Genomic DNA, 25037 nt, shown 5'->3' on the forward strand with positions numbered 1-25037 from the left:
TTCGGAGCAGTGCTCCTCACCCTTGGTCCTCGGACCTCCCTTTCGGCCTATCCCCGGCGCCCCTCGCAGGCGACCCCCGCATTACCTTCGGCTACTCCGCCTCGTTGGCCTTGCGATAGCGTCCGACGTAGTCGAAGAGCTTCTCGCGCACCTGCCAGTGGCGGCCCACCTTCCTGCCCACCACGAAGTCGGGGTGGCGCAGGCGGCGGCGCTCGGCCACCACCTCCTCGGAGGTGGTGGGCCGGAAGGGCACCCCCGGGGCGCGCAGGTGCTCGCGCAGGAAGGCCGCGGCGAAGGCGGCGCGCTGGGCCGGAGTCTCCAGGGCGAACCACTCGGCCAGCGTCACGCCCTCCTCGTCGTGATAGGTGACCTTGAGCCTGGGCAGCCCGCGTCCGTTGGCGGTGGCCTCGAGCTGCATGCCGGCCACCCGCAGCACCCGGGCGTCGCGCAGGCGAAGCGCCTCCTTCAGCCTGTCGTCGGCGTCCACCAGCAGCGCCTGGCAGCCATGGCAGCGCCGGGCGGCGATATCGTTCTCGACGCCGCAGTCGGGGCACACCTTGAAGCGGAAGCGGAAGTCGCACTGACGCTGTCTGCCGGCGCCCGATGCCGTGCTGGGCCTTTTGTCGGCGCCCGACGCCGCGCCACGCTCGTCCTCCACCAGCCCCTGGCAGCGGCGGCCGAAGTGCTCGATCACCAGCTCGCCGTCGCGCTTGCCCCAGAACAGGTTGGCGTGGCCGCAGGCGGGGCACGCCACCTGCACCGGCTCGCTGTCCGGGTCGGGCCGGGGCGAGCCCACCTCGGGGGCGTAGAGGTCCCAGGGGTTGCCGGCATAGTCGAGGATCAGGCAGTCACGCTTGCCCGGCGCGAGGCGCAGGCCGCGGCCGACGATCTGCTGATAGAGGCTCACCGACTCGGTGGGGCGCAGGATGGCGATCAGGTCCACGTGGGGGGCATCGAAGCCGGTGGTCAGCACCGCCACGTTGACAAGGTATTTCAGCTCCCGGGCCTTGAAGGCGGCTATCAGCCGCTCGCGTTCGGCGGAGGGGGTCTCGCCGGTGACCAGCGCCGCCTCGGCCGCCGGCAGGTAGCCGAGGACCTCCTCGGCGTGGGCCACGGAGGCGGCGAATAGCATCACCCCCCGGCGGTCGCGGGCGCGCGCCACCACCTCGGCGACGATACCCGGGGTGGCACGATTGCCCGCCGCCACCCGGTTGAGCTCCTCCTCGCGGAACAGGCCGCGGCTGGAGGGCACCAGCGACGAGAAGTCGTAGCGCTCCACCGCCGCGTCCACCCTCACCGGCGCGGCCAGGTAGCCCTGCTTGACCATCAGGCGCAGCGGCTGCTCGAAGACGCAGTCGCGGAAGAAGCAGTCGTCATCGCCGCGCACCATGCCGTGATGGTGGCGGTGGTAGATGAAGCCCTGCCCCAGCCGGTAGGGGGTGGCGGTCAGCCCCAGCACCTTGAGGCGCGGGTTGGCGGCCCGCAGCCGCTCGATCACCCGGCGATAGCCGGCGTCCTGGTCCGGCGAGACCCTGTGGCACTCGTCGATCACCAGCAGGGTGAAGTCGCCGGCCGCGAAGCGCTCGAGCCCGCGCACCACCGACTGCACCGAGCCGAACACCACCTGGCGGCCGCTCTCCTTGCGCTTAAGGCCGGCGCTGAAGATGTCCGCCGAAAGACCGTAGGCCTGGTACTTGGCGTGGTTCTGCTCCACCAGCTCGCGCACATGGGCCAGCACCAGTACCCGCCCCCGGGCCAGGCGCGCCAGCTCGGCGATCACCAGCGACTTGCCGCTGCCGGTGGGCAGCACCACCACCGCCGGCGCGTCCGAGCCGCGGAAGTGCGCCACCACCCGCTGCACCGCCTCGCGCTGGTAGGGGCGCAGCGCGGGCGCCGCAGACGCCGAAGGCGGCCCGGAGGCCGCCTTCTGGTCGGGGTGGCGAAGCACCAAGGGCTCAGTCCACCCAGACGCGGGCGTTGCGGAACAGCCGCAGCCAGGCGCCGTCCCGGGTCCACTCGGCCGGGCGCCAGGAGTTGGTCACCGCGCGCACCACCCGCTCCGGGTGGGGCATCATGATCGTGACCCGGCCATCCGGGGTGGTCAGGCCGGTGATGCCCGAGGGCGAACCGTTGGGGTTGGCGGGATAGCGGGTGGTTACCTGGCCGTGGTTGTCCACGAAGCGCAGGGCCACCTGGCCGCCGCCCTGCATCCGGCGCAGGTGGGCACTGTCGCGGAACTCGGCGCGGCCCTCGCCGTGGGCCACGGCGATGGGCAGGCGCGAGCCCTCCATGCCGGCCAGCAGGATCGACGGGCTCTGCTCCACCTGGACCATGGCCACCCGGGCCTCGAACTGCTCCGACTCGTTGCGCACGAAGTGCGGCCAGGCTTCGGCGCCGGGGATCAGCTCCTTGAGCTGGGCCAGCATCTGGCAGCCGTTGCACACGCCGAGCGAGAAGCTGTCGTCGCGGGTGAAGAAGCCCGCGAACTGCTCCCGGGCCCGGGCGTTGAACAGCACCGACTTGGCCCAGCCGCCGCCGGCGCCCAGCACGTCGCCGTAGGAGAAGCCGCCGCAGGCCACCAGCCCCTTGAACGACTCGAGGCCGATGCGCCCCTCGAGGATGTCGCTCATGTGCACGTCGACCGCCTCGAAGCCGGCGCGGTCGAAGGCCCAGGCCATCTCCACCTGGCCGTTGACCCCCTGCTCGCGCAGCACCGCCACCGCCGGGCGGGTCAGGTTCAGGTAGGGGGCGGCGATGTCCTCGTCGACGTCGAAGCTCGGCTGGGCGGAGAGGCCCGGGTCGCGGTCGTCGAGCAGGCCGTCGAACTCGCTCTTGGCGCACTCGGGGTTGTCGCGCAGCGCCTGGAGGCGGTAGCTGGTCTCGGCCCAGGTGCGCTGGGCCAGCAGCCGGGTGGTCTCCAGCAGCGGTTCCTCGAAGAGGGTGACGCGCACCTGGTCGTCGTAGCGCGGCCGGGCGATGACGCCACAGGTCTCGATGCCGGCGGCGGCGAACTGGGCCAGCACCTCCTCGGTGTGTTCGCGGTTGACCTGGATCACCGCCCCCAGCTCCTCGGCGAACAGCGCGTTGAACGCCTCCACCGGCTCGTCCACCAGCCAGTCGAGCTTGATCTCGAGCCCGGCGTGGGCGGCGAAGGCCATCTCCAGCAGGGTCACCAGCAGGCCGCCGTCGCTGCGGTCGTGGTAGGCGAGCAGCTTGCCCTCGGCGTTGAGGCCCTGGATCACCGCGAAGAAGGCCTTGAGGTCCTCGGGGTCATCGAGGTCCGGGCAGGCGTCGCCCACCTGGCCATAGACCTGGGCCAGCGCCGAGCCACCCAGGCGATTCTGCCCCTCGCCCAGGTCGATCAGGATCAGGTCGGACTCGTCCTGCTCCAAGTTGATCTGGGGGGTCAGGGTCTGCAGGGCATCGGTGACCGGCGCGAAGCCGGTGACGGTGAGGGAGAGCGGCGCGGTGACGCTTTTCTCCTCGACCTCGCCCTTGCCTTCACCCGAGCCGTTCTCCTCCTGCCAGGCGGTGCGCATGGACATGGAGTCCTTGCCCACCGGGATGGCGATGCCCAGCGCCGGACAGAGCTCCATGCCTACCGCATGCACGGCGTCATACAGCGCCTGGTTCTCGCCGGGGTGGTCCGCCGCGCTCATCCAGTTGGCGGAGAGCTTGATGTCGCCGAGTGCCGCGATGGGAGCGGCGGCCAGGTTGGTGATCGCCTCGGCCACCGCCAGGCGGGCGCTGGCGGCGGGGTCGATCAGCGCCACCGGCGGGCGCTCGCCCATGGCCATGGCCTCGCCGGCGTGGGTGTCGAAGCTGGCCGTGGTCACGGCGACATCGGCCACCGGCACCTGCCAGGGACCCACCATCTGATCGCGGGCCACCTGCCCGGTGATGGAGCGGTCGCCGATGGTGATCAGGAAGCTCTTGGAGGCCACCGCGGGCAGCCGCAGCACCCGGTCCATGGCCTCGCGCAGGTCGAGGTTGTCGAGCATCACGCCGGGCATCTCGGTAGCCTGGCGCGCGAACTCCCGGGTCATCTTCGGCGGCTTGCCGAACAGCACGCTCATCGGCAGGTCGACGGGCTGGCTCTCGAAGTGGCCGTCGCGGACCGCCAGGTGGTGGGCCTCGGTGGCCTCCCCCACCACCGCATAGGGGCAGCGCTCGCGGGCACAGAGGGCGTCGAAGGTGTCGAGGTCCTCCGCGGCCACGGCCAGCACGTAGCGCTCCTGGGCCTCGTTGCACCAGATCTCCAGCGGGCTCATCCCCGGCTCGGCGTTGGGCACCGCGCGCAGGTCGAACAGGCCGCCGCGCTCGCCATCCTTGACCAGCTCCGGCAGGGCATTGGAGAGCCCGCCGGCCCCCACGTCGTGGATGAAGCGGATGGGATTCGCCTCGCCCAGCGCCCAGCAGCGGTCGATCACCTCCTGGGCGCGGCGCTCGATCTCGGGGTTGCCGCGCTGCACCGAGGCGAAGTCCAGGTCGGCGCTGGAGGCGCCGGAGGCCATGGAGGAGGCCGCGCCGCCACCCAGGCCGATCAGCATGGCGGGGCCGCCCATCACGATCAGCTTGCCGCCGACGGGGATCTCGCCCTTCTGGACGTGGCCGTCGCGGATGTTGCCGTAGCCGCCGGCGAGCATGATCGGCTTGTGGAAGCCGCGGCGCTCGATGCCGTTGGGCCCCAGCACGTCCTGCTCGTAGGTGCGGAAGACGCCGGCCAGGTTGGGCCGGCCGAACTCGTTGTTGAAGGCCGCCCCCCCGATGGGGCCCTCGAGCATGATCTCGAGGGCCGAGACGATGCGCTCGGGCTTGCCGTAGTCGAAGGCCTCCCAGGGCTGCACGAACTCGGGGATACGCAGGTTGGAGACGGTGAAGCCGGTGAGCCCCGCCTTGGGCTTGCCACCGATGCCGGTGGCGCCCTCGTCGCGAATCTCGCCGCCGGCGCCGGTGGCCGCGCCCGGATGGGGGGCGATGGCGGTGGGGTGGTTGTGGGTCTCCACCTTCATCAGGATCTGGATCGGCTCCTCGACGGCGGCGTAGCGGGCGCGCTCGTCCGCGCGGCCGGTCAGCGGCGCGGCGAAGAAGCGCGGCGCCGTGGCGCCCTCGATCACCGCGGCGTTGTCGCTGTAGGCGGAGAGGATCTTACCCGGGGAGGCCTGGTGGGTGTTCTTGATCATCTTGAACAGCGAGAGAGGCTGCGCCTCGCCGTCGATCACCCAGTCGGCATTGAAGATCTTGTGGCGGCAGTGCTCGGAGTTCGCCTGGGCGAACATCATCAGCTCGACGTCGGTGGGGTTGCGGCCCAGGTCACGGAAGGCCTCCACCAGGTAGTCGACCTCGTCCTCGGCCAGCGCCAGCCCCAGCTCGACGTTGGCGGTGGCCAGCGCCTCGCGCCCCCCCTCGAGGATATCGACGCTGCCCAGCGGCGCAGGCTGGTGGCGCTCGAACAGCTTGGCGGCGTCGCTGGCATCGCTGAGCACCGTCTCGGTCATGCGGTCGTGGAGGGTGGACTCGATGCGCGCGAAGGCCTTCTCGGAGAGCATGCCCTTGAGCTTCACCCGGTAGGCGATGCCGCGCTCGATGCGACGGATCTTCGCCAGGCCGCAGCTGTGGGCGATATCGGTGGCCTTGGAGGACCAGGGCGACTGGGTGCCGATGCGCGGCACCACCAGGAACAGCTGCCCCTCGCCGCTCGCCTCGCTCAGGCCCTGGTGGGCGCCGTAGTCGAGCAGCCGCGCCAGCACCGCCGCTTCGTCGTCGGAGAGCTCGCCGTCATGGTCGACGAAGTGCACGTACTCCGCCGAGAGCGCGGCGACATCGCCCACGGCGTCGTGCAGGGCGGCCAGCAGCTTGGCATGACGGAAGGCGGAGAGGGCGGGGGCGCCGCGCAGTTCGAGCATATCCTGGAGCCTCTGGATTTCATCGGGATCGGGGCCGCGGCCAGCGGCGAGGAGCGCACATGATACTGGAAAGGCCGTGGGGGAAGAAATCGAGGGCGGCGCCGGACGGGTGACAGCCGTGGCGGGGCTTTGTATCGTGAAGGGCCTCATCCCGGCCCGTCATCGCATGCCCTCGACCCCGAACGCCCTGTCCGGGCGCCTGGCCATCCGCTTGCTGGCGCTCATCGCCCTGTGCCTGTTGCCCGAGCCGCCGCGCTCCGGGCCGGACGGGCTGCTCGAGGCGATCCGCGAGCGTGAGCTGCTCAGCGTGCACACCCGCAACACCCCCACCACCTTCTACGAGGGGCGCGAGGGCCCCACCGGCTTCGAGTACGAGCTGATGCGTCGCTTCGCCGGGCAACTGGGCGTCAGCCTCACCCTTCGCGCCGACCACCATATCGAGAGTGCCCTCGCCGCGGTGCGCCAGCAGGGGGACATGGCTGCCGCCGCGCTGCCCCTGGAGCCCGGTCGGCCCGGGGTGATCTTCAGCCGGCCGATCATCGCGCTGGAGCCGGTGGTGGTCTATCGCCGCGGCCTGCCCCCGGTGGAGGACCCCGGGTCGCTCGTCGGCCTGGCCATCGGCACCATCGCCGGCGCCGGCACCGGCCGGGTCCTGGCGGAGGTGAAACGGGAGCTCCCCGCGCTCGAGTGGGTGGACTCCGCCGAGGTGGAGGTCGCCGAGCTGCTGGGCATGGTGGAGGATGGCGAACTCGACGCGGCGGTGCTCTACGACCACCAGTTTCGCCTCAATCGCCTGTTCTTCCCGGGCGTGGAGCGCGGCTTTCCCCTCGGCGACCCGCTCTCCATGGCCTGGGCCTTCCCTGCCGAGGGGGGGCTGGCACTCGCCGAGGCGGCCAATCGCTTCCTCGCCGGGCTGCGCGAGAGCGGCGAGCTCGACGCCCTGGTGGCACGCTACTTCGGCCACGACGACTACCTGGAGTACGTCGGCACCCGCACCTTCCTCGACCACGTGGAGGCGCGCCTGCCCGACTACGCCGCGCTGTTCCGCGAGGCCGCCCGGGCGACCGACTTCGACTGGAAGCTGCTCGCCGCGGTGGGCTATCAGGAGTCGCACTGGGACCCCCTTGCCACCTCCCCCACCGGGGTGCGCGGGCTGATGATGCTGACCAACGCCACCGCCGGCGACCTCGGGGTCGACGACCGCCTCGACCCGGCCCAGAGCATCCACGGCGGCGCCCGCTACCTGCGCCAGCTTCACGAGCGGCTGCCCGACTCGATCCAGGGCGACGATCGCCTCTACATGGCCATGGCCGCCTACAATGTGGGGCTCGGCCACCTCTACGACGCCCGGCGCATCACCGAGACCCGCGGCGGCGACCCCGACCGCTGGCGCGACGTGCGCGAGTCGTTGCCCCTGCTCCAGGAGCGCGAGTGGCACAGCCAGACCCGATACGGCTACGCCCGCGGCGGCGAGCCGGTGCTCTACGTGCGCAACATCCGCCGCTACTACGAGATACTGAGCTACGTGGAGCGCAGCCGGCGCCAGTTCCCGCTGCTCGACACCCGGGCCCGCGATCCCGAGCCGAGCGGCTGAGCGCCCCGCTCAGCCCCGCCGCTCGGCGAAGAACGCCTTGAGCAGGCGCGACGCCTGGGCCGCCAGCAGCCCGCCCTCGACCACCACCCGATGGGGAAACCAGGGCTGGGCGAAGAGGTTGGCCTTCGACTCCACCATGCCGCTGCGCGGCTCCGCGGCGCCATAGACCACCCGCGCCAGGCGCGCGTGGAGGATCGCCCCGGTGCACATCACGCAGGGCTCCAGGGTCACATAGAGGGTGCAGCCCTCGAGACGATAGTTGCCGAGCCGCGCCCCGGCCTCGCGCAGCGCCTGCACCTCGGCGTGGGCGCTGGGGTCATGGCACCCCAGCGGCGCGTTGAAGCCGGCGCCGACGATCTCGCCGGCGGCGTCTACCACTACCGCACCCACCGGCACCTCGCCGGCGGCAAGTCCGAGCCGGGCCTGGTCCAGGGCCCGATGCATGTAGAATTCGTCGCTGCGCACCGCCGTCGACTCCCTGTAGACTGGCTGGAAACAAACACCCGTATGAACGTCGCTGGAGAGCCCCATGACCGACGCCCTTGACGACCTGGTGACCCTGCTGGCCCTGGAGCCACTCGAAGAGACGCTGTTCCGCGGCACCAGCCAGGATCTCGGCCTGCCCCAGCTGTTCGGCGGCCAGGTGCTGGGCCAGGCGCTCTCCGCGGCCAGCCAGACCGTACCCGCCGAGCGTCGACCGCACTCGCTGCACGGCTACTTCCTGCGCCCGGGCGACCCGCGCCGCCCGGTAGTCTATCAGGTCGACGCGGTGCGCGACGGCGGCAGCTTCACCACCCGGCGGGTCACCGCCATCCAGAAGGGACGGCCGATCTTCTTCTGCAGCGCCTCCTTCCACGGCGAGGAGGCGAGCCTCGATCACCAGACTCGCATGCCGGATGTCGCCTCGCCGGAGCGCCTGATCGCCGATGGCGCCCGCCTGGCCCGCTTCGACGATCACCCGGTCGAGTTCCTGCTCGACGACGAGGGGTGGGCGCCGGGCGAGCCGGCCCACAAGCGGGTCTGGTTCCGCCTGGTGGGCGAGCTCCCCGACGACCCCGCGCCCCACCGCAACCTGCTCGCCTACGCCTCCGACTTCAACCTGCTGACCACCGCCCTGGTGCCCCACGGCATCGACTTCCGCGACCCGCGGCTGCAGATCGCCAGCCTCGACCACGCCCTGTGGCTGCACCGGGACGTGCGCGTCGACGACTGGCTGCTCTACGACATGGAGAGCCCCTGGGCCGGCGGCGCCCGCGGCTTCGCCCGGGGCAGCCTCTACGACCGCCAGGGCCGCCTGGTGGCCTCCAGCGCCCAGGAGGGCCTGACCCGGCTGCGCGAGAGCAAGGACTAGCCGCGACGCCCCGCCGGCGCTACCATGCCCGCCAGGCCGCAATAGCTCAGTTGGTAGAGCAACGCACTCGTAATGCGTAGGTCGGAGGTTCGACTCCTCTTTGCGGCACCAAGATCACATAGCAAGACGGCCACCGGCGACAGGATCGCGGTGGCCGTCTTGCGTCTGCCCCGAAGCGCCTGCTTCGAGACGTCGCCGCGCCGAGCCGGTATGCTGCCCCCAAGGAGCCTGCCGGGTTTGACCGATCGTAGCGAGAGATTCGGATTTCGAGACAAGCTTATCGATCTGATGAGGCGAATAGCTGGCTATTTAACGAATCAGATCGAATAACATTGGCCGAAAGACCGGATCTTGCAGTCGATCAGTGTTAAGCCCGGCAGGCTCCCAAGCATGGACCGTCGCGCAGGAGCCCTACCATCGGCATGTCAGGCCCCTCCTCCCTCCGCTTCCCCGGCTGGCTGTGGCTGATCGCCCTGGCCGGCCTCCTGCTGTCGCTGGCCAGCGCCCAGCAGGCACGCCGCGATGCCGAGGCCGAGACCCTGCAGCGGCTCGCCTTCAGCGCCGACCAGGTGGCACTGCGCGTCGAGGAGCGCCTGGCCGCCTATGCGCTGATCCTGCGCGGCGCCTCGGCGCTGTTCGACGCCTCGGAGACGGTGGACCGCGGCGAGTGGCGCACCTTCGCCCGCCAGCTGCAGGCCTCGGCGCTGCTGAGCAACATCGAGGGCATCGGCTTCGCCCGCCACGTGCCGGCCGAGGCGCGCGCCGCCTATCGGGAGGCGATGCGTGCCGAGGGCTTCGGCGACTACGCCATCACCCCCGCCGGCCAGCGCGAGGCCTATGGGCCGGTCCACTTCATCGAGCCCTTCGCCGGCCGCAACCGCCGCGCCCTAGGCTACGACATGTTCGCCGAGCCCACCCGGCACGCCGCCATGGCTCGCGCCCGGGACACCGGCCAGGCCACCCTGAGCGGGCGCGTCACCCTGGTCACCGAGCAGGGCGAGCCCCAGCCGGCCACCCTGCTCTACCTGCCTGTCTATCGCCGCGACCTGCCGCAGGAGAGCGTCGCCGAGCGGCGTGCGGCGCTGCTCGGCTGGGTCTACATGCCATTTCGCATGCACGACCTGATGGCCGGCATCCTGGCTGGCCGGGACTGGAGCGACGGGGAGCCGCTGACCCTGCACCTCCACGAGGTGGCGGGCGACACCCGGGGCGAGCGGCTCTATGCCAGCGACCCCGAGCCCGTACCCGCCTCGGACTTCCGTCAGGCGCGCGACATCCAGGCCGCCGGCCAGACCTGGCGGCTGACCCTGCGCCACCGCTCGCCCTCGACGGCGGCCGACCTCACCGCCGCGGGATGGCGCCTGGCCGGGGGCCTCGCGCTGACCTTCCTGCTCTGCGCCCTGCTCGCCTCGCTGCTGGGTACCCGGGCCCGGGCACTGAGCATGTCCCAGGCGCTGACCCGCACCATCCGCCAGCGCGAGGCCCAGCTGGAGAAGGCCGTCGAGCGCCTGCGCACCATCGCCGCGCGCATCCCCGGGGTGGTCTACGAGTATCGCCTGATGCCTGGCGGGCGCTCCTGCTTCCCCTATGCCAGCGAGGGCATGCGCCAGGTCTACGGCGTGGCCCCGGAGCGGGTGCGCGAGGATGCCACCCCGGTCTTCACCACCATTCACCCCGAGGATCGCGACGCCGTGGCCGTCTCCATCGCCCGCTCCGCCGAGACCCTCGCCCCCTGGCGCCAGGAGTACCGGGTGCAACTGCCGGACGGGCAAGCCAAGTGGCTGTTCGGCGACGCCCTGCCCCACGCCGAGGCCGACGGCGCCGTCTCCTGGTACGGGGTGATCACCGACATCACCGAGCGCAAGCGGGCGGAGGCCGCCCTGCACGCCGCGCACCTCGAGACCCGGCGCTTCCGCGAGGCCCTCGACCACGTCGGCTCCTACATCTACATGAAGGATCGCGAGCACCGCTACACCTACGCCAACCGCGCCACCCTGGAGCTGTTCGGCTGCGACGCCGAGGCGCTGGTAGGCTGCGAGGACGCCGACTTCTTCAGCAGCGACACCGTGGCGCACCTCCACGCCCTGGACCGCCGGGTCCTGGCCGGCGAGCAGACCACCGAGGAGGTGGTCACCCGCGACGCCGAGGGCGCCCGTCGGGTCTACCTGGAGATCAAGACGCCGATCCGCGACGGCGAGGCGATCGTCGGCCTGCTGGGCATCTCCAGCGACATCACCCTGATCAAGGAGCACGAGCGCCAGCTGGAGTACCTGGCCCACTACGACGCCCTCACCGGCCTGCCCAACCGGGTGTTGCTCGCCGACCGCCTGGGCCAGGCCATGGCCCACGAGCAGCGCCTGGGGCGCCGCCTGGCCGTGGTCTACCTGGACCTCGATGGCTTCAAGTCCATCAACGACCGCTTCGGCCACGCCGCCGGCGACCACCTGCTGGTGTCCCTGGCTCAGCGGCTGCGCGAGGTGATTCGCGAGGGGGATACCCTGTCGCGGCTGGGGGGCGACGAGTTCGTGGCGGTGCTGGTGGACCTCACCGACCCGCGCCTCGTCGAGCCCCTGCTGCGCCGCCTGCTCGAGGTGGCCGCCCAGCCGGTGTGGTACGAGGGGCAGCGCCTGGCGGTGGGCGCCAGTCTTGGGGTCACCTTCTATCCCCAGGCGGAGGGCATCGAGGCCGACCAGCTACTGCGCCAGGCCGACCAGGCGATGTACCAGGCCAAGCTGGCGGGCAAGGGGCGCTACCACCTCTTCGACCCGGAACACGACCGTTCGGTACGCAGCCACCACGAGAGCCTGGAGCGTCTGCAGCAGGCGCTGGCGCGGGAGGAGTTCGTGCTCCACTACCAGCCCAAGGTCAACCTGCGCTCCGGCGAGGTGATCGGGGTCGAGGCGCTGGTGCGCTGGCAGCACCCCGAGCGCGGCCTGCTCCCCCCGGGGGAGTTCCTGCCGGTGATCGAGGAGCACGCCCTCACCGAGGCGCTGGGCGAGTGGGTGATCCGCCGCGCCCTGGCCCAGGCCGCCGCCTGGCGTCGGGAGGGGCTCGGCCTGCCGGTGAGCGTCAACATGGCCGCCCGCCACCTGCGCCAGCGCGAGTTCCCCGAGCGCCTGGCGGCGCTGCTGGTGGAGCAGCCGGACCTGCCCGCCGGCAGCCTGGAGCTGGAGATCCTCGAGACCAGCGCCCTGGGCGACCTGGCGCAGGTCACCGAGCTGCTGGAGGCGTGCCGGCGCCTCGGGGTGCAGGTCTCGCTGGACGACTTCGGTACCGGCTACTCGTCGCTCACCTACCTCAAGCGGCTGCCCGCGGGCACCGTGAAGATCGACCAGAGCTTCGTGCGCGACCTCCTCGACGCCCCCGAGGACCTCAAGATACTGGCCGGGGTGCTGGGACTGGCCGAGGCCTTCGAGCGCCAGGTGATCGCCGAGGGGGTGGAGACCCTGGAGCACGGCCAGCTGCTGCTGCGGCTGGGCTGCGAACTGGGCCAGGGCTACGGCATCGCCCGCCCCATGCCGGCGGCGGAGGTCCCGGGCTGGTGCGCCGGATGGCACCCGCCAGCGGTGTGGGCCGGGCAGGCACCGCTGGCGCCCAGCCGGCTGCCGCTGCTCACCGCCGAGGTAGAGCATCGCGCCTGGTGCCGCCAGCTGCACCATGCCCTGGCGGCGGGCAGCGGCGTGGCGGCTTTGCCGCTGGCGCGCCCCCACTGCCGCTTCTGCGACTGGCTGGCCCTCGACCACGGCGATGCCCTGCCCGACCTCGGCCGGCTCCGCGCGCTGCACCGGGAGGCGCACGCCCTGGTGGCACGGCTGATCGAGGAGGGGGCAGGCGACGCCGCCGAGGCGCACCGCACCCTCGATGAGGCGTGTGCGGTGCTGCTGGCGGAGATCGAGCGCCTGCTCACGCCCTGAGCGGGCGCCTCAGGATGGGGGTCAGGACTTGCCGGCGGTGAAGCCGCCGTCGACCATCAGGGTGGTGCCGGTGATGAAGCTCGCCTCGTCGCTGGCCAGGAACAGGAAGGCGTTGGCGACCTCCTCCGGGCGACCCAGCCGCGCCATGGGGTGCAGGGAAATCAGCCCCTGCAGCAGCTCGTCGTCCAGCGCCGCGAGCAGCGGGGTGTCGATGTAGCCCGGTCCGATGGCGTTGACCCGCACCCCCTTCGGGGCGGCCTCGATACCCAGGGTGCGGGTCATGTTGACCACCCCGCCCTTGGCCGCGGTGTAGGCGGCGGTCTGGGACTGCCCCATCATGCCGAGGATGGAGGCGCAGTTGACGATGCTGCCGCTGCCCTGGCGATACATCACCCGCAGCGCCGCCCGGGCCACCCGGAAGACCCCGTTGAGGTTGATGTCGATGACGCGCAGGAAGTCGTCGTCGCTCACCTCGTCGGAGGGGGCGATGCCGCCGATGCCGGCGTTGTTGAACACCGCATCCACGCCGCCGAGCTCGTCGACGGTCTCCGCGAAGAGGCGGTCCACCTGGGCGGTGTCGGTGACGTCACACGCCTTGAACAGGCAGCGTCCGGCGTAGCGGCCGTCGAGCGCCGCCGCCCGGGCCGCCCCCTCGCCGCCCTCCAGGTCGGCGATCACCACGCTGGCCCCCTCTTCGAGGCAGCGCTCCACGCTGGCCAGGCCGATGCCGCTGGCGCCGCCGGTGACGATGACGTTCTTGCCCTTCATTCGCATGCGATCTTCCTCTGGTCTGGGGGCACGGCGCCCTGCCGTGCCCTGGCGCCCCCAGTGTAGCCAACCCCGCGCCTCCGGCGGGTGACTTTCCCTTGAGGACGAGCGGCGTGTCAGCCTGTCTTGACCCGCATCAACTCTCCCCATCGGGTGGTGTAGCGTGGCGTGCGCCGCTCGCAGCGCAGCGCCCAGGCGCTGTCGCGCCCGGGCAGGCCGAAGCGCACCGTGTCGCGGCCCATCTCGCGGTTGAGGCGGTCCAGGGTGGCCATCAGCCGCTGGCTGCGCGCGCGACGGGCGTCGTCGTCGGGGGTCTCGAGCAGCGAGGCCTGGCGCCGCTCGACATCCACCAGGTCGAGCAGCATCACCCCGCACTTCTGGTAGCGGTAGCCCTCCAGGTAGATCGCCGCCAGGGCGCGGCGCGCCGCCGCCAGCAGCTCGCGGCTGTCGGCGCTGGGGGCCGGCAGCGCCACCACCGCGGCGTTGCGGTACTGGGGCTCGCCGGCCAGGAAGGGGTTGGTGCGCACGAACACCTGCACGGCGTGGGCCAGGCTGCCCTGGCGACGCAGCTTCTCGCCGGCGCGGGTGCAGTGCTGGCGGAGCGCCGCGGCCAGCTCCGGGTAGTCGCCGGTGAGCCGGCCGAAGGAGCGCGACACCAGCAGGCGCCGGCGCGGCTCGCCCATGTCGTCGAGGACGATGGCCGGCCGCCCGCGCAGCTCCCAGACGATGCGCTCCATCACCACCGAGAAGCGGCTGCGCACCCAGCGCGGGTCGGCCTGGCGCAGCTGCCAGGCGTTCTCGATGCCCATCAGCGCCAGCCGCTCGGCGCTGCGCCGGGCCACGCCCCAGAGGTCGTCCACCGGGCAGGCCACCAGTGCCCGGCGCGTGCCCTCCCCCTCGGCGTCGAGGCGGCACACCCCCTCGAAGGCGGGTTCGCGCTTGGCCAGGCGATTGGCCAGCTTGGCCAGGGTACGGGTGGGCGCCAGCCCCACTCCCACCGGGATGCCGGTCCAGCGGCGCACGGTGTCGCGCAGCGCGCGGCAACGTGGCTCGAGTTCGTCATCGGCAAAGCCCGAGAACCCCACGAAGCTCTCGTCGATGGAGTAGGGCTCCACATCGGGGGAGAACTCGGCCAGCACCTGGTTGACCCGTCGCGACATGTCACCGTAGAGGGCGTAGTTGCTGGAGAGCAGCACCGCCTGGCGGCGCACCGCCGGCGGCAGCAGGTGCAGCGGTGCACCCATCGCCACCCCCAGCGCCTTGAGCTCGTGGGAACGCGCCACCACGCAGCCGTCGTTGTTGGAGAGCACCCCCACCGCGCGCCCCTCCAGGCGCGGGTCGAAGACCCGCTCGCAGCTGACGTAGAAGCTGTTGCCGTCGACCAGGGCGATCACCGCTCGCCCCCCGGCAGGGCATGGAGCACATGGGTGACCACGCCCCACACGTGGCACTCGCGCCCCGCCAGGGGGATCGGCGCGAAGCGCGGGTTGCTGGCCAGCAGCCACACCTCGCCGCCGCGCCGCGCCAGGCGCTTGACGGTGGGCTCCCCCTCCAGGGCGATCACCACCACCCGGCCGGGCAGCGGCTCCAGGCTGCGGTCCACCACCAGCAGGTCGCCGTCGTGGATGCCGTCGCCCAGCATGGAGTCGCCCTCGGCACGCACGAAGTAGGTGGCCGCCGGGTGCTTCACCACATGCTCGTGGAGGTTGATCTCCGCCTCGAGGTGGTCGTCGGCGGGGCTGGGGAAGCCCGCCCGTACCCGACACCCCATCAGCGGCAGGCCGGCAGGCGCGGCACCGGGCTCGGCGCGGCCGATCATCCGGGCTCGGGTCACGGCGGGCGGGGTCATGGGCACCTCCACAATAACTGTATCTATGAACAGTATCCTGCAGAGGGGCGCCGCTGACAACTCCCACCCCCGGCGCCCTTCGCCGCGGCACCCGGCCAGACACGGCGAGGCCGCCCGAAGGCGGCCCCGCGGGTCGCGATGCCCGGCCGAGGGTGGCGCGCTACCAGCCGCGGCCGCCGCCCTGGTTCATCATCCGGCCACCGCCGCCCTGGCCGCCCTGGCCACGCCGCTGGTGGAGGATCTGCTCGCGCATCTGCTGGCGATGCTCCTGGCGGATGCGCTGGCGCTCGGCATCGGACCCGGCCCCCAGCATGCGCTGGTGGTACTCGCGGCGCTGCTGCTGGTTCATCATCGGATAGCCGTAGATGCCGTCGGGATCGAAGCCGCGCTGCTCGGCGCGCTGGCGCATGAGGGTCTGGTGCTCGGCCTGGATGCGCCGACGCTCCTCCAGGGTGCGGGCCTCGCGCATCTCGCGCTGGAGCTGCTCGCGCTCCTGCTGGCTGAACATCGGCCCCCCGTAGAGCCGCTCCTCCAGGCTGGTCTCCTGGGCCTGGGCCAGGCCGATGGTCAGGCCCAGCAGGGCCACGGGGAGCAGGCGCAGGGAGCGCCGGACGAGGCGTGGGGTCGCCATGGTCACATGTCCTCTTCGGGTGAGTGCCTCTCCTGCTATAGGACGGACACGACGGCTTGGCCAGCACTATCGCGGACGGCACCCCCCGGATTCCCACCCTCCTTGACCCATGTCAACCGGTGGCGGGGAGCGGCAGCTCGGCGAGCGGCCCGGGGCGCCCGAACAGGTATCCCTGGTAGCGGGTGCAGCCGTGGGCGAGCAGCCAGTCGCGCTGGGCCTCGGTCTCCACCCCCTCGGCCACCACCTCCAGCTCCAGGCTCTCGGCCAGGGCGATGATGCTGGCGACGATGGCCGCCGAGGTCTCGTCATCGAGCAGGTCGCGCACGAAGCTCTGGTCGATCTTGAGCTGGTCCAGCGGCAGGCGCTTGAGGTAGGCCAGCGACGAGTAGCCGGTGCCGAAGTCATCCAGGGAGAAGCGCACGCCGTGCTCGCGCAGCCGCAGCATCTTGGCCCGCGCCTCGTCGCGCTCCTCCAGGAAGAGGCTCTCGGTGACCTCCAGCTTGAGGCGCTCGGCCGGCGCCCGAGTGGCCTCGAGGATCGCCACCACCCGCTCGACGAAGTCCGCCTCGCGGAACTGCCGCGGGCTGACGTTGACCGCCAGGGTCAGGTGGCGCCGCGCGGGGTCGGCGACCCAGCGCGCCAGCTGGCGGCAGGCGCTCTCCAACACCCAGGCGCCGATGGCCACGATCAGGCGGTTCTCCTCGGCCAGGGGGATGAACTCCCCGGGGGAGACGCGGCCCCGCTCGGGGTGCTCCCAGCGCACCAGCGCCTCGACCCCCACCACCTCGCCATGGCACGCCACCTGGGGCTGGTAGTGGAGCAGCAGCTCCTCGCGCGGCAGCGCCAGGCGCAGGTCCGCCTCCAGCCGCGCCCGGGCCTGCAGGCGCACCTGCATCTCGGGGTCGAAGAAGCTCAGGGTGTTGCGCCCCGCGCCTTTGGCCTGGAACAGCGCCATGTCGGCCTGCTGCAGCACCTCGTCGACCCCGGTCTCGTGGTCGCGGAACAGGGTCACGCCGAGGCTGCCGGTGACCAGCAGCCGCTCGCCGCCGAGCAGCACCGGCGCCTGCAGCGCCGCCAGCAGCTTGTGGGCCACGCGCTCGGCGATCACCGCCACCCCCTCAGGGCGCTCGCCCAGATCGTGGAGCAGCAGGGCGAACTCGTCGCCGCCCAGGCGGGCCAGGGTGTCGGTGTCGCGGACCACCGCCCCCAGCCGTCGCGCCACCGAGCGCAGCAGCTGGTCGCCGCGGTGGTGGCCCAGGGTGTCGTTGACCTGCTTGAAGTTGTCCAGGTCGAGGAAGATCAGCGCGCCGTAGCGGCCGTTACGGTAGCTGTCGCGCAGCACCCCCTCCAGGCGGTCGAGCAGCAGGCGGCGGTTGGGCAGGCCGGTGAGCGGGTCGAAGAAGGCCAGCTGATGGATCTCCTCCTCGGCGGCCTTGCGCTCGGTGAGGTCGCTGAAGGTGGCGACGTAGTGGGTCAGCTCGCCCTGGGCGTTGCGCACCGCGCTGATGGTCAGCCACTCGGGGAACACCTCGCCGTCGCGACGGCGGTTCCAGATCTCGCCCTGCCAGCTGCCATCGCGGGTCACGGCCTGCCACATCGCCGCATAGAAGGCCTCGTCATGCAGCCCCGAGCTGAGCAGGCGCGGGTTGCGGCCCAGCACCTCGGCCTCGGGGTAGCCGGTGATGCGGGTGAAGGTGTCGTTGACCCGCAGGATGCGCCCCTCGGCATCGGTGATCAGCATGCCCAGATGGGTCTCGAAGGCGGTGGCGGCGATGCGCAGCTGGGCCTCGGTGGCCCGCTCCTCGGTGACGTCGCGCACCACCGCCAGGGCGCCGCCGGCGTCCGGGCCCTGGCCGTCCAGGGCGCTGAGCACCGACCGGAAGTGGCGCCTCTCGCCGGCGAGCTCCAGCCGGTAGTCGTACTCCACCGGGCCGCCGCCCTGGCGCAGCTCGGTGAAGGCCGCATCGAGCTGGGCGGCGAGTGCCTCGGGCAGCACCTCGCGGTAGTGGCGTCCCTGCAGGGTGGCGGGGGCGGCCAGCAGCTCGCCGGGGTCCGGGGCGTGCACGAAGACGAAGCGTCCCGCCGCATCGAACACGAAGATGATGTCCTGGATCGAGCCCACCAGCGCCTGCAGCCGTGCCTCCCGGGACTGGCTCTCCTGGCGTGCCTGCTCGCGCTCGGCCACCCGCTGGCGCACCTCCGCCTCCAGGCGCAGGCGATTGAGGTAGTGACGCAGCACCAGGCCGCCCAGGCCGATCACCGCCAGGGCGATGGCCAGGCGCATCCATAGCCGGTGCATCCAGCCGGTCAGCACCGTCGACACCTCCTCGCCGACCACCGCCACGAAGGGCAGCTCACCGACCCGGCGCAGGGTGTAGTAGCGCTCGAGCCCGTCCAGGGGCGAGGGGGTGCGCAGGCTGGTGCGCGCCTGGCCGGAGGCGATGAAGGCGCGGGTCTGCGGCTCCTGGACCAGCTCGCCCAGCACCTCCAGGGGATCGCCCGCCTCGAAGGCGGGACGCCGCGCGATCAGCTGCATGGCGGTGTCGACCAGGGCGGTGCTCTGGCCCGAGGCCATGCTCAGCCGCTCCAGGTCGTGGGCGAAGGAAGCCAGGTTGAGCTCGGCGTGGACCAGCCCGCCGTCGGCCAGGCGCTGGGCATGCACCACCCGGTAGCCACGGGCGAGGTGCGACCAGAACAGCGGCGTGACCCGCCGCTCCCCCGGCGGCGCCGCCAGCAGCTCGCGGTGGTAGGGCAGCCCGCCCAGGGCATAGCCCGGCGGATAGGCGCCGCCGGAGGAGGCCAGCACCCGCCCCTGGACATCCAGCACGCTGAGCCGGTCGAGGAAGGGCAGCCGGTCGCGCAGCGCCGTCAGCCAGTCGCCCGTCGCGCTGGCCTCCTCCTCCGCCAGGCGCGCCGCCACGCTGGCCAGCAGCGCCTCGCTGGCGGAGAAGGTGCTGACCACCCACTCCGCCACCAGGTCGGCGCGGGCGGCGGTGCGCTCCTCGGCGGCGTGGATGTCGCGACGGTACTGCTCGAGCATCAGGGCGCCGATCACCCCCAGCAGCACCACCACGCCCAGCAGGTAGACGAGGATGGCACGCCGCCGCTCGCGGCGCAGGTCGGAGGCGGCGGGTGGCGCGAGGTCGGCGGAGTGCGTCATGCTGATGGCGGTCCCTGCAGGGTGAGAGCATCCTGCCGACAGTGTAACCATTCGCCACGAAGTGTGCCGTTTAGGTACCGTCGTCGCCTGCCGATTCGGAGCGCCGCCCCATGGAAGAGGTCACCCGCGACTTCCTCGACGCCAACCAGCCGCTGCTGCGCCTGGCCGTGGCCCTGCTGCTGGGGGCGCTGATCGGCATCGAGCGTGGCTGGGTCGCCCGCGAACAGAAGTCCGGCGAACGCATCGCCGGCATCCGCACCCACGCCCTGGTGGGGCTGCTGGGCGGTCTTGCCGCCCTGCTCTCCACCGCGCTGACCCCCTGGGCCTTCCCGCTGGTGTTCCTGGCGGTGGCGGGCATCGCCCTGGTGGCCTGGCGGGCGCGCCTGCGCGAGGCCGAGGACTACAGCATCACCGGCCTGGTGGGGCTGCTGCTGACCTTCTGCTTCGGCGCCGTGGCGCTGGCGGTGGACCCTGCCCTGGCCACCGCCTGTGCCGTGGTCACCGCGGTGATCCTCGACAACAAGCGCGAGATCCACGGCCTGCTCTATCGGCTGCAGGCCCATGAGCTCGACGCCGGCCTCAAGCTGCTGGTGATCAGCGCGGTGATGCTGCCGCTGCTGCCCGACCGCGGCCTGGGCCCCGGCGCGGTGCTCAACCCCTACGAGATCTGGTGGATGGTGGTGCTGATCGCCGCGGTCTCCTTCGTCGGCTACTTCGCCATCCGCGTGGGCGGCGCCGAGAAGGGCATCCTCTTCACCGGGCTGTTCGCCGGGCTCTCCTCCTCCACCGCCCTGACCCTGCACTTCGCGCGCCAGTCGCGGCTCGCCCCGGGGCTCTCGCCGATGCTGGCCGCCGGCATCCTGATCGCCTGCGGCACCATGTTCCCACGCATCCTGCTCTACGCCGCGGTGATCAGCCCCGCCCTGCTACCTGCGCTGCTGCTGCCGACCGCCCTGATGGGCCTGACCCTCTACCTGCCGGCGCTGTGGCTGTGGCGCCGGCACCGCGGCGACGGGGCGATCCGCCAGCCGGTGGCGGGGCAGAACCCGCTGGAGCTGCGCACCGCGCTGTTCTTCGGCGCCCTGCTGGCGGCGATCATGCTACTGGGGGAGTGGCTGCGCGGCTGGCTGGGGGAGGCCGGCATCTACCTGCTGGCCACCACCTCGGGGATCGCCGACGTCGACGCCATCACCCTCTCGCTGACGCGGATGTCGCGGGACGTCATCGCCGGGGAGACGGCGGTGGTCGGCATCATCCTCGCCGCGGCCACCAACAACCTGGTCAAGGCGGGACTGGCCGGTGCCTTCGGCACCCGGCGCACCGCCTGGCGGGTGGGGATGCCAATGCTCGCCTCCCTGGCCATCGGCCTGGCGGTCGCCTGGCTGGCCTGAGGCGGAGGGGGCCGCGGCGCCGAGACGACGACGCCCGCCACGGCGGGGCCGTGGCGGGCGTCGCTGGCCCTCGAACCGGGACGCGCTACCAGGTGAGGCAGATCTTGCCGAAGTGGCGGCCGGCCTCCTGGTGGCGGAAGGCGTCGGCGATCGCCTCCAGCGGGAACTCGCGGTCGATCACCGGGCGCAGGTCGCTGGCCTCCAGGGCGCGGATCATCTCTAGCTGGTGGCGGCGACTGCCGACGATCAGCCCCTTCAGGCTGGCCTGCTTGGCCATCAGCTTGGCGGTGGGGATCTCCCCCTCACGGCCGGTGAGCACGCCGATCAGGGCGATATGCCCACCGATGCGCACCGCCTCGATGGACTGCGGCAGGGTGCCGGGGCCGCCCACCTCGACCACCTGGTCGACCCCCTCACCGCCGGTCAGCGCCTTCACGGTCCTGCCCCACTCCGGGTCCTCGCGGTAGTTGATGACGTGCTCGGCCCCCAGCTCGCGCAGCCGCTCGAGCTTCACATCCGAGGAAGAGGTGGCGATCACCCGCGCCCCCATCAGCCGCGCGAACTGCAGGGCGAAGATGGAGACGCCGCCGGTACCCAGCACCAGCACCGTGTCGCCGGCCTTGAGGCCGCCGTCCACCACCAGGGCGCGCCAGGCGGTGAGCCCGGCGGTGGTCAGGGTGGCCGACTCGGCGTGGGACCAGCCCGCCGGCTGGCGGGTGAAGGCGCTGGCCTTCGCTACCACCTGCTCGCGGGCGTAGCCCTCGACACCATCGCCCGGGGTGGTGGCGAAGTTGCCCAGCCGTGCCGGCCCCTCCAGCCAGGGCGGGAAGAAGGTGGAGACGACCCGGTCGCCTTCGGCGAACTCGGTGACGCCCTCGCCCACCGCCTCGACCACGCCGGCACCGTCGGACATGGGGATGCGCCCGTCGTCCACCGGGATCATCCCCGCCACCACGGCGTAGTCATGGAAGTTCAGCGAGCTGGCGTGAAGGCGCACGCGGATCTCGCCGGGGCCGGGCTCCCCCGGCGCCTGCTGTTCGCTCAACTGGAGGTTATCGAGCCCACCCGGGCTCTTCAGGGTCACGACCTTCATGTCCGCTCCTCGTCGCTGGAATCGATGGATATCCGGAATAGCCTGACACAGGGGTGCGGGCGATGCCCGCCGAGATCAAGCCCCGCGCTCGTTGAGCCACCAGTCGTTACCGGTGAGGGGCACGGCGCCATCGGCGGTGACCCGCACGGTGTCGCTGAGCCCCACGCCCCACTCCCCCGGGCGGCGCAGGCAGAGCGGCAGGTGGAAGACCATGTCCTCGGCGAACTCGCGGGCCTGGCCCCGGGCGATATAGCCGGTGCCCTCCACCCAGCTGGGCGGGAACTGCGCGCCCACCGCGTAGCCGAACACCCCCGAGAAGAACAGCGCCTCGCCGTGGGGCGCCAGCACCGCCTCGGCGGAGCGGGCGGCGTCGTCGAAGCTGCGTCCCGGGCGCATCTCGGCGACGAGCGCCTCGAAGAGCCCACGACACAGATCCCGCACCGCCTGCATCTGGGCCGTGGCCCGCCCGGCCACGGCGGTGCGCATCATCGGTGCGGTATAGCGCTGGTAGGCGCTGCCGAACTCCAGGAACACCGGGTCGCCCGGCTCGATGATGCGACGCTTGTGGTTGACGTGGATGATGCTGATGCGCCGCCCGCTGGTGACGATGGGCTGCAGGCTCATGAACTCGCCACCCGCGGCGAGCAGGGCGCGGGCACCCTCGGCGGCGACGTCGTTGTCGCTGACCCCGGGGGCGATCACCGCCTCGGCGGCAGCGAGGCCGGCCGCGGTGATGCGCGCGCTCTCGGCGAGGCAGTCGAGCTCCGCCGGCGTCTTGACCAGGCGGATGGCATCCACCAGGGCCCCGCCGTCGTCGCGGAAGCGCTCGGCGCCGAGTCGCGCCTGCAGCTCGCGGATCACGCCATGGCGAAGCCCGGCGCCATAGAGGTCCAGGCCGATGGCGCGCTGCCCCGCCAGGGTCTCGGCCAGCGGTGCGATCACCTCGTCGACTCCCTCCCAGCGGTAGCCGAGGATCTCGTCCACCGTGGCGGTGACCACCGCCGGGCCGGTCTCGATGGAGGGCACCTGCAGCACCCGCCATTCGGCCGTGACCACCAGGGCGGTATGCACCGAGACCTCGAAGGTGTGGTAGCCGGTCAGGTAGAAGATGTCCGCCGGGTCGGTGAGCAGCAGGGCGTCGAGGCCCGCCGCATCCATGGCGGCGCGCACCCGGGCCAGGCGGGCGGCGAACTCCTCGGGCGGGAAGGGCAGCTCGCTGCCCTGGAGGCTGGCCGCGAGGGCGTGGCGGTAGGCGTGGTGGTCCATGGCGATCTCCGCGGTGATGGGCCGACTCCGGCAGTGTAGTCGTGACGGGCGTCATGCACGGCGGCGATTGGCCCTGTTCGCGCCCCCCGCGGTCTCGTAGAATCCAGCCTCGTGTTGAACTCGACAGGATGATGACATGGGCAGGGCCTTCCAGAACCGCAAGGAATCCATGGCCAAGACGGCCGCCGCCAAGACCAAGGTCTACAGCAAGTACGGCCGCGAGATCTACGTGGTCGCCAAGCAGGGTGGCACCGACCCCAACGGCAACCTGGCGCTGCGCGGGCTGATCGAGCGCGCCAAGAAGGACCAGGTGCCCAGCCACGTGATCGACAAGGCGCTGGACAAGGCCAGCGGCGTGGGCGGCGAGGACTACTCCCCGGCCCGCTACGAGGGCTTCGGCCCGGGCAGCTGCATGGTCATCGTCGACTGCCTCACCGACAACCCCAACCGCACCTTCGGCGAGGTGCGCACCTGCTTCAACCGCGCCAAGAGCAAGCTCGGCACCCCGGGCAGCGTCAGCCACATGTTCGACCACTGCGCCATCCTGGCCTTCCCGGGCGACGACGAGGAGGCGGTGCTCGAGGCGCTGATGGAGGCCGATGTCGACGTCACCGACATCGAGAACGAGGAGGGTCGGATCACCGTCTTCGCCCCCCATACCGAGTACGCCAAGGCCAAGCAGGCACTGCTCGACGCCTTCGGCGAGCTGGAGTTCGAGGTCGACGAGATCCAGTTCGTGCCCCAGACCACCACCCCGCTTGCCGGCGACGATGTGGCGCTGTTCGAGAAGCTGGTCGACGCCCTCAACGACTGCGACGACGTCCAGAACGTCTTCCACAACGCCGAACTGCCCGAGGCGTAAGGCCCGGCCATGGCGACACGCCTGCTGCGGGCCTGGCTGCTGCTGGCGCTGGCGCTACCGCTGCTGGCCGGCGGCACGGCGGCCGCCACCGCCGAGGCGCCCGCCGCCCGCCGCCCGCCAGGAAGCCGCCACCCTGTGGTACTTCTGGCGTGAGCACTGCCCCTTCTGTCGCGGGGCCTCCGCCTGGCTGGACCGCCTGGAGCATGAGCGGCCGGCACTGCTGGTGGAGCGGGTCAATGTGGTGGAGGATGCCGCCGGCCGCGCCCGCTTCATCGCGATGATGGGCGAACGCGGCCAGACGCCCAACGCCGTGCCCACCTTCATCCTCGGCGAGCGGGTCTGGGTCGGCTTCGCCCCGCCCATCGCCGAGGCCATCGAGGCTCAGCTGGGCAGCGAGGCGGCCGAGGCCGTGTCCCGCTATCGCCTGGACCTCGGTCCCCTCGGGCGCCTCGACCTCGCCGAACAGCCGATGCTGGTAGGCACCCTGCTGATCGCCTTCGTGGATGGCTTCAACCCCTGCTCGCTGTGGGTGCTGACCGTGCTGCTGGCGATGATCCTCGGCAGCGGCTCCCGGGCGCGCACCGCGGCGGTGGGCGGCACCTTCCTGCTGGTCACCGCGACGCTCTACGGGCTGTTCATCGCCGGGCTGTTCGCCGCCCTCTCGGTGGCCCACCACCTCGCCGGGATCCAGCTGGTGGTGGCGCTGTTCGCGCTGGGGTTCGGCGCGGTCAACGTCAAGGACTACTTCGCCTTCAAGCAAGGCCTCTCCTTCACCATCCCCGAGCGCTTCAAGCCACGCATCTACCGCGGCAGCCGCGCGGTGCGCCGTGATCGTCCGCTGCCCGCCATCCTGCTCACCACCGTGGTACTGGCCGCCGGGGTGGCGCTGATCGAGCTGCCCTGCACCGCGGGCTTCCCGGTGGTGTGGAGCTCGCTGGTCGCCGAGGCGGGCATCCAGGGCCCGGCCTTCGCCGGCCTGCTGGCCAGCTACCTGGTGGTCTACCTGCTCGACGAGATCCTGATACTCGGCACCGCCATCGTCACCCTGCGCATCGGCCGCCTGCAGGAGACCCACGGCCGCACGCTGAAGCTGGTCGGCGGCATGGTGATGCTGGCGCTGGGTGGCGTGCTGCTGATCGAGCCCAGCCTGATGGAGAGCCTGGCCGGCTTCCTGGCGGTGGTCGGCATCGCCCTCGCCGGCACCCTGGCGGTGATCGCCGTCAGCCGCCGCGGTAGTGGCTGACGGCCATCC

At 71.9% G+C, this 25037-nt stretch carries 17 protein-coding genes and 1 tRNA gene; 8 read left to right on the forward strand and 10 right to left on the reverse strand.

Going from position 1 to position 25037, the window contains the following annotated elements; all coding sequences use genetic code 11:
* Nucleotides 1–91 precede the first annotated feature (91 nt).
* On the reverse strand, nt 92–1948 hold the full coding sequence (gene radD, locus BLP95_RS14615) for a DNA repair helicase RadD (RefSeq protein WP_425402568.1): 1857 nt from the start codon (nt 1946–1948) through the stop codon (nt 92–94).
* A 7-nt stretch (nt 1949–1955) separates the two neighbouring features.
* Nucleotides 1956–5906: a phosphoribosylformylglycinamidine synthase gene (gene purL, locus BLP95_RS14620; RefSeq protein ID WP_089680653.1), complete on the reverse strand. Its 3951-nt coding sequence runs from the start codon at nt 5904–5906 to the stop codon at nt 1956–1958.
* Nucleotides 5907–6072: 166 nt separating this feature from the next.
* Here purL and mltF point away from each other — a divergent pair, with 166 nt between their 5' ends.
* Nucleotides 6073–7500, forward strand: a complete 1428-nt coding sequence (gene mltF, locus BLP95_RS14625) for a membrane-bound lytic murein transglycosylase MltF (protein ID WP_089680655.1) — start codon at nt 6073–6075, stop codon at nt 7498–7500.
* Between the two features lie 9 nt (nt 7501–7509).
* Here mltF and tadA read toward each other — a convergent pair whose 3' ends face one another.
* Nucleotides 7510–7965, reverse strand: coding sequence for a tRNA adenosine(34) deaminase TadA (gene tadA / locus BLP95_RS14630; RefSeq protein ID WP_089680657.1), 456 nt, complete (start codon nt 7963–7965; stop codon nt 7510–7512).
* 64 nt (nt 7966–8029) lie between these two features.
* Between tadA and BLP95_RS14635 the strand changes: the two genes are divergently transcribed.
* The 3 genes from BLP95_RS14635 (at nt 8030) to BLP95_RS14645 (ending at nt 12765) form a co-directional block, all read left to right on the forward strand.
* A complete protein-coding gene (locus BLP95_RS14635) occupies nt 8030–8851 on the forward strand; it encodes an acyl-CoA thioesterase (protein ID WP_089680659.1) in 822 nt (273 codons plus the stop codon).
* Nucleotides 8852–8886: 35 nt separating this feature from the next.
* Nucleotides 8887–8962: transfer RNA gene (locus BLP95_RS14640), tRNA-Thr, on the forward strand.
* Nucleotides 8963–9273: 311 nt separating this feature from the next.
* The gene (locus BLP95_RS14645; RefSeq protein WP_089680661.1) at nt 9274–12765 is read left to right on the forward strand and encodes an EAL domain-containing protein; all 3492 of its coding nucleotides are present in this window, start codon (nt 9274–9276) and stop codon (nt 12763–12765) included.
* Between the two features lie 21 nt (nt 12766–12786).
* Here BLP95_RS14645 and BLP95_RS14650 read toward each other — a convergent pair whose 3' ends face one another.
* The 5 genes from BLP95_RS14650 to BLP95_RS14670 all read right to left on the reverse strand — a co-directional run bounded on the left by BLP95_RS14650 (nt 12787) and on the right by BLP95_RS14670 (nt 19173).
* Complete coding sequence (locus BLP95_RS14650; RefSeq protein WP_089680663.1) at nt 12787–13539, reverse strand: SDR family NAD(P)-dependent oxidoreductase; 753 nt, start codon at nt 13537–13539, stop codon at nt 12787–12789.
* 110 nt (nt 13540–13649) lie between these two features.
* Nucleotides 13650–14927 carry a Y-family DNA polymerase gene (locus BLP95_RS14655; protein ID WP_089680665.1) on the reverse strand — a complete coding sequence of 426 codons (1278 nt, stop codon included), beginning with the start codon at nt 14925–14927 and terminating at the stop codon, nt 13650–13652.
* The gene (locus BLP95_RS14660) at nt 14924–15382 is read right to left on the reverse strand and encodes a LexA family protein (protein ID WP_089680667.1); all 459 of its coding nucleotides are present in this window, start codon (nt 15380–15382) and stop codon (nt 14924–14926) included. Before BLP95_RS14660 ends, BLP95_RS14655 begins: the two co-directional genes overlap by 4 nt.
* A 160-nt stretch (nt 15383–15542) precedes the next feature.
* Nucleotides 15543–16013 (reverse strand): hypothetical protein, encoded by a 471-nt coding sequence (locus BLP95_RS14665; RefSeq protein ID WP_089680669.1) that lies wholly within the window; start codon nt 16011–16013, stop codon nt 15543–15545.
* A 112-nt stretch (nt 16014–16125) separates the two neighbouring features.
* Nucleotides 16126–19173, reverse strand: coding sequence for an EAL domain-containing protein (locus BLP95_RS14670; RefSeq protein WP_245678769.1), 3048 nt, complete (start codon nt 19171–19173; stop codon nt 16126–16128).
* Nucleotides 19174–19283: 110 nt separating this feature from the next.
* Here BLP95_RS14670 and BLP95_RS14675 point away from each other — a divergent pair, with 110 nt between their 5' ends.
* Nucleotides 19284–20564 (forward strand): MgtC/SapB family protein, encoded by a 1281-nt coding sequence (locus BLP95_RS14675; protein ID WP_089680672.1) that lies wholly within the window; start codon nt 19284–19286, stop codon nt 20562–20564.
* Between the two features lie 85 nt (nt 20565–20649).
* Here BLP95_RS14675 and BLP95_RS14680 read toward each other — a convergent pair whose 3' ends face one another.
* Together BLP95_RS14680 and BLP95_RS14685 are read right to left on the reverse strand one after the other, a co-directional pair.
* Nucleotides 20650–21657 (reverse strand): zinc-dependent alcohol dehydrogenase family protein, encoded by a 1008-nt coding sequence (locus BLP95_RS14680; RefSeq protein WP_089680674.1) that lies wholly within the window; start codon nt 21655–21657, stop codon nt 20650–20652.
* A 75-nt stretch (nt 21658–21732) separates the two neighbouring features.
* Nucleotides 21733–22923, reverse strand: coding sequence for a M24 family metallopeptidase (locus BLP95_RS14685; RefSeq protein ID WP_089680676.1), 1191 nt, complete (start codon nt 22921–22923; stop codon nt 21733–21735).
* 136 nt (nt 22924–23059) lie between these two features.
* Here BLP95_RS14685 and BLP95_RS14690 point away from each other — a divergent pair, with 136 nt between their 5' ends.
* From BLP95_RS14690 to BLP95_RS14695, 3 genes are all read left to right on the forward strand, one after another.
* Nucleotides 23060–23785, forward strand: coding sequence for a YebC/PmpR family DNA-binding transcriptional regulator (locus BLP95_RS14690; protein ID WP_089680679.1), 726 nt, complete (start codon nt 23060–23062; stop codon nt 23783–23785).
* Between the two features lie 9 nt (nt 23786–23794).
* Nucleotides 23795–23938 (forward strand): hypothetical protein, encoded by a 144-nt coding sequence (locus tag BLP95_RS16925; RefSeq protein ID WP_176760305.1) that lies wholly within the window; start codon nt 23795–23797, stop codon nt 23936–23938.
* Between the two features lie 70 nt (nt 23939–24008).
* Nucleotides 24009–25028, forward strand: coding sequence for a hypothetical protein (locus BLP95_RS14695; RefSeq protein WP_089680682.1), 1020 nt, complete (start codon nt 24009–24011; stop codon nt 25026–25028).
* The last annotated feature ends 9 nt before the right edge of the window (nt 25029–25037 follow it).

This window comes from Halomonas shengliensis (assembly GCF_900104135.1).
GTDB lineage: Bacteria > Pseudomonadota > Gammaproteobacteria > Pseudomonadales > Halomonadaceae > Halomonas > Halomonas shengliensis.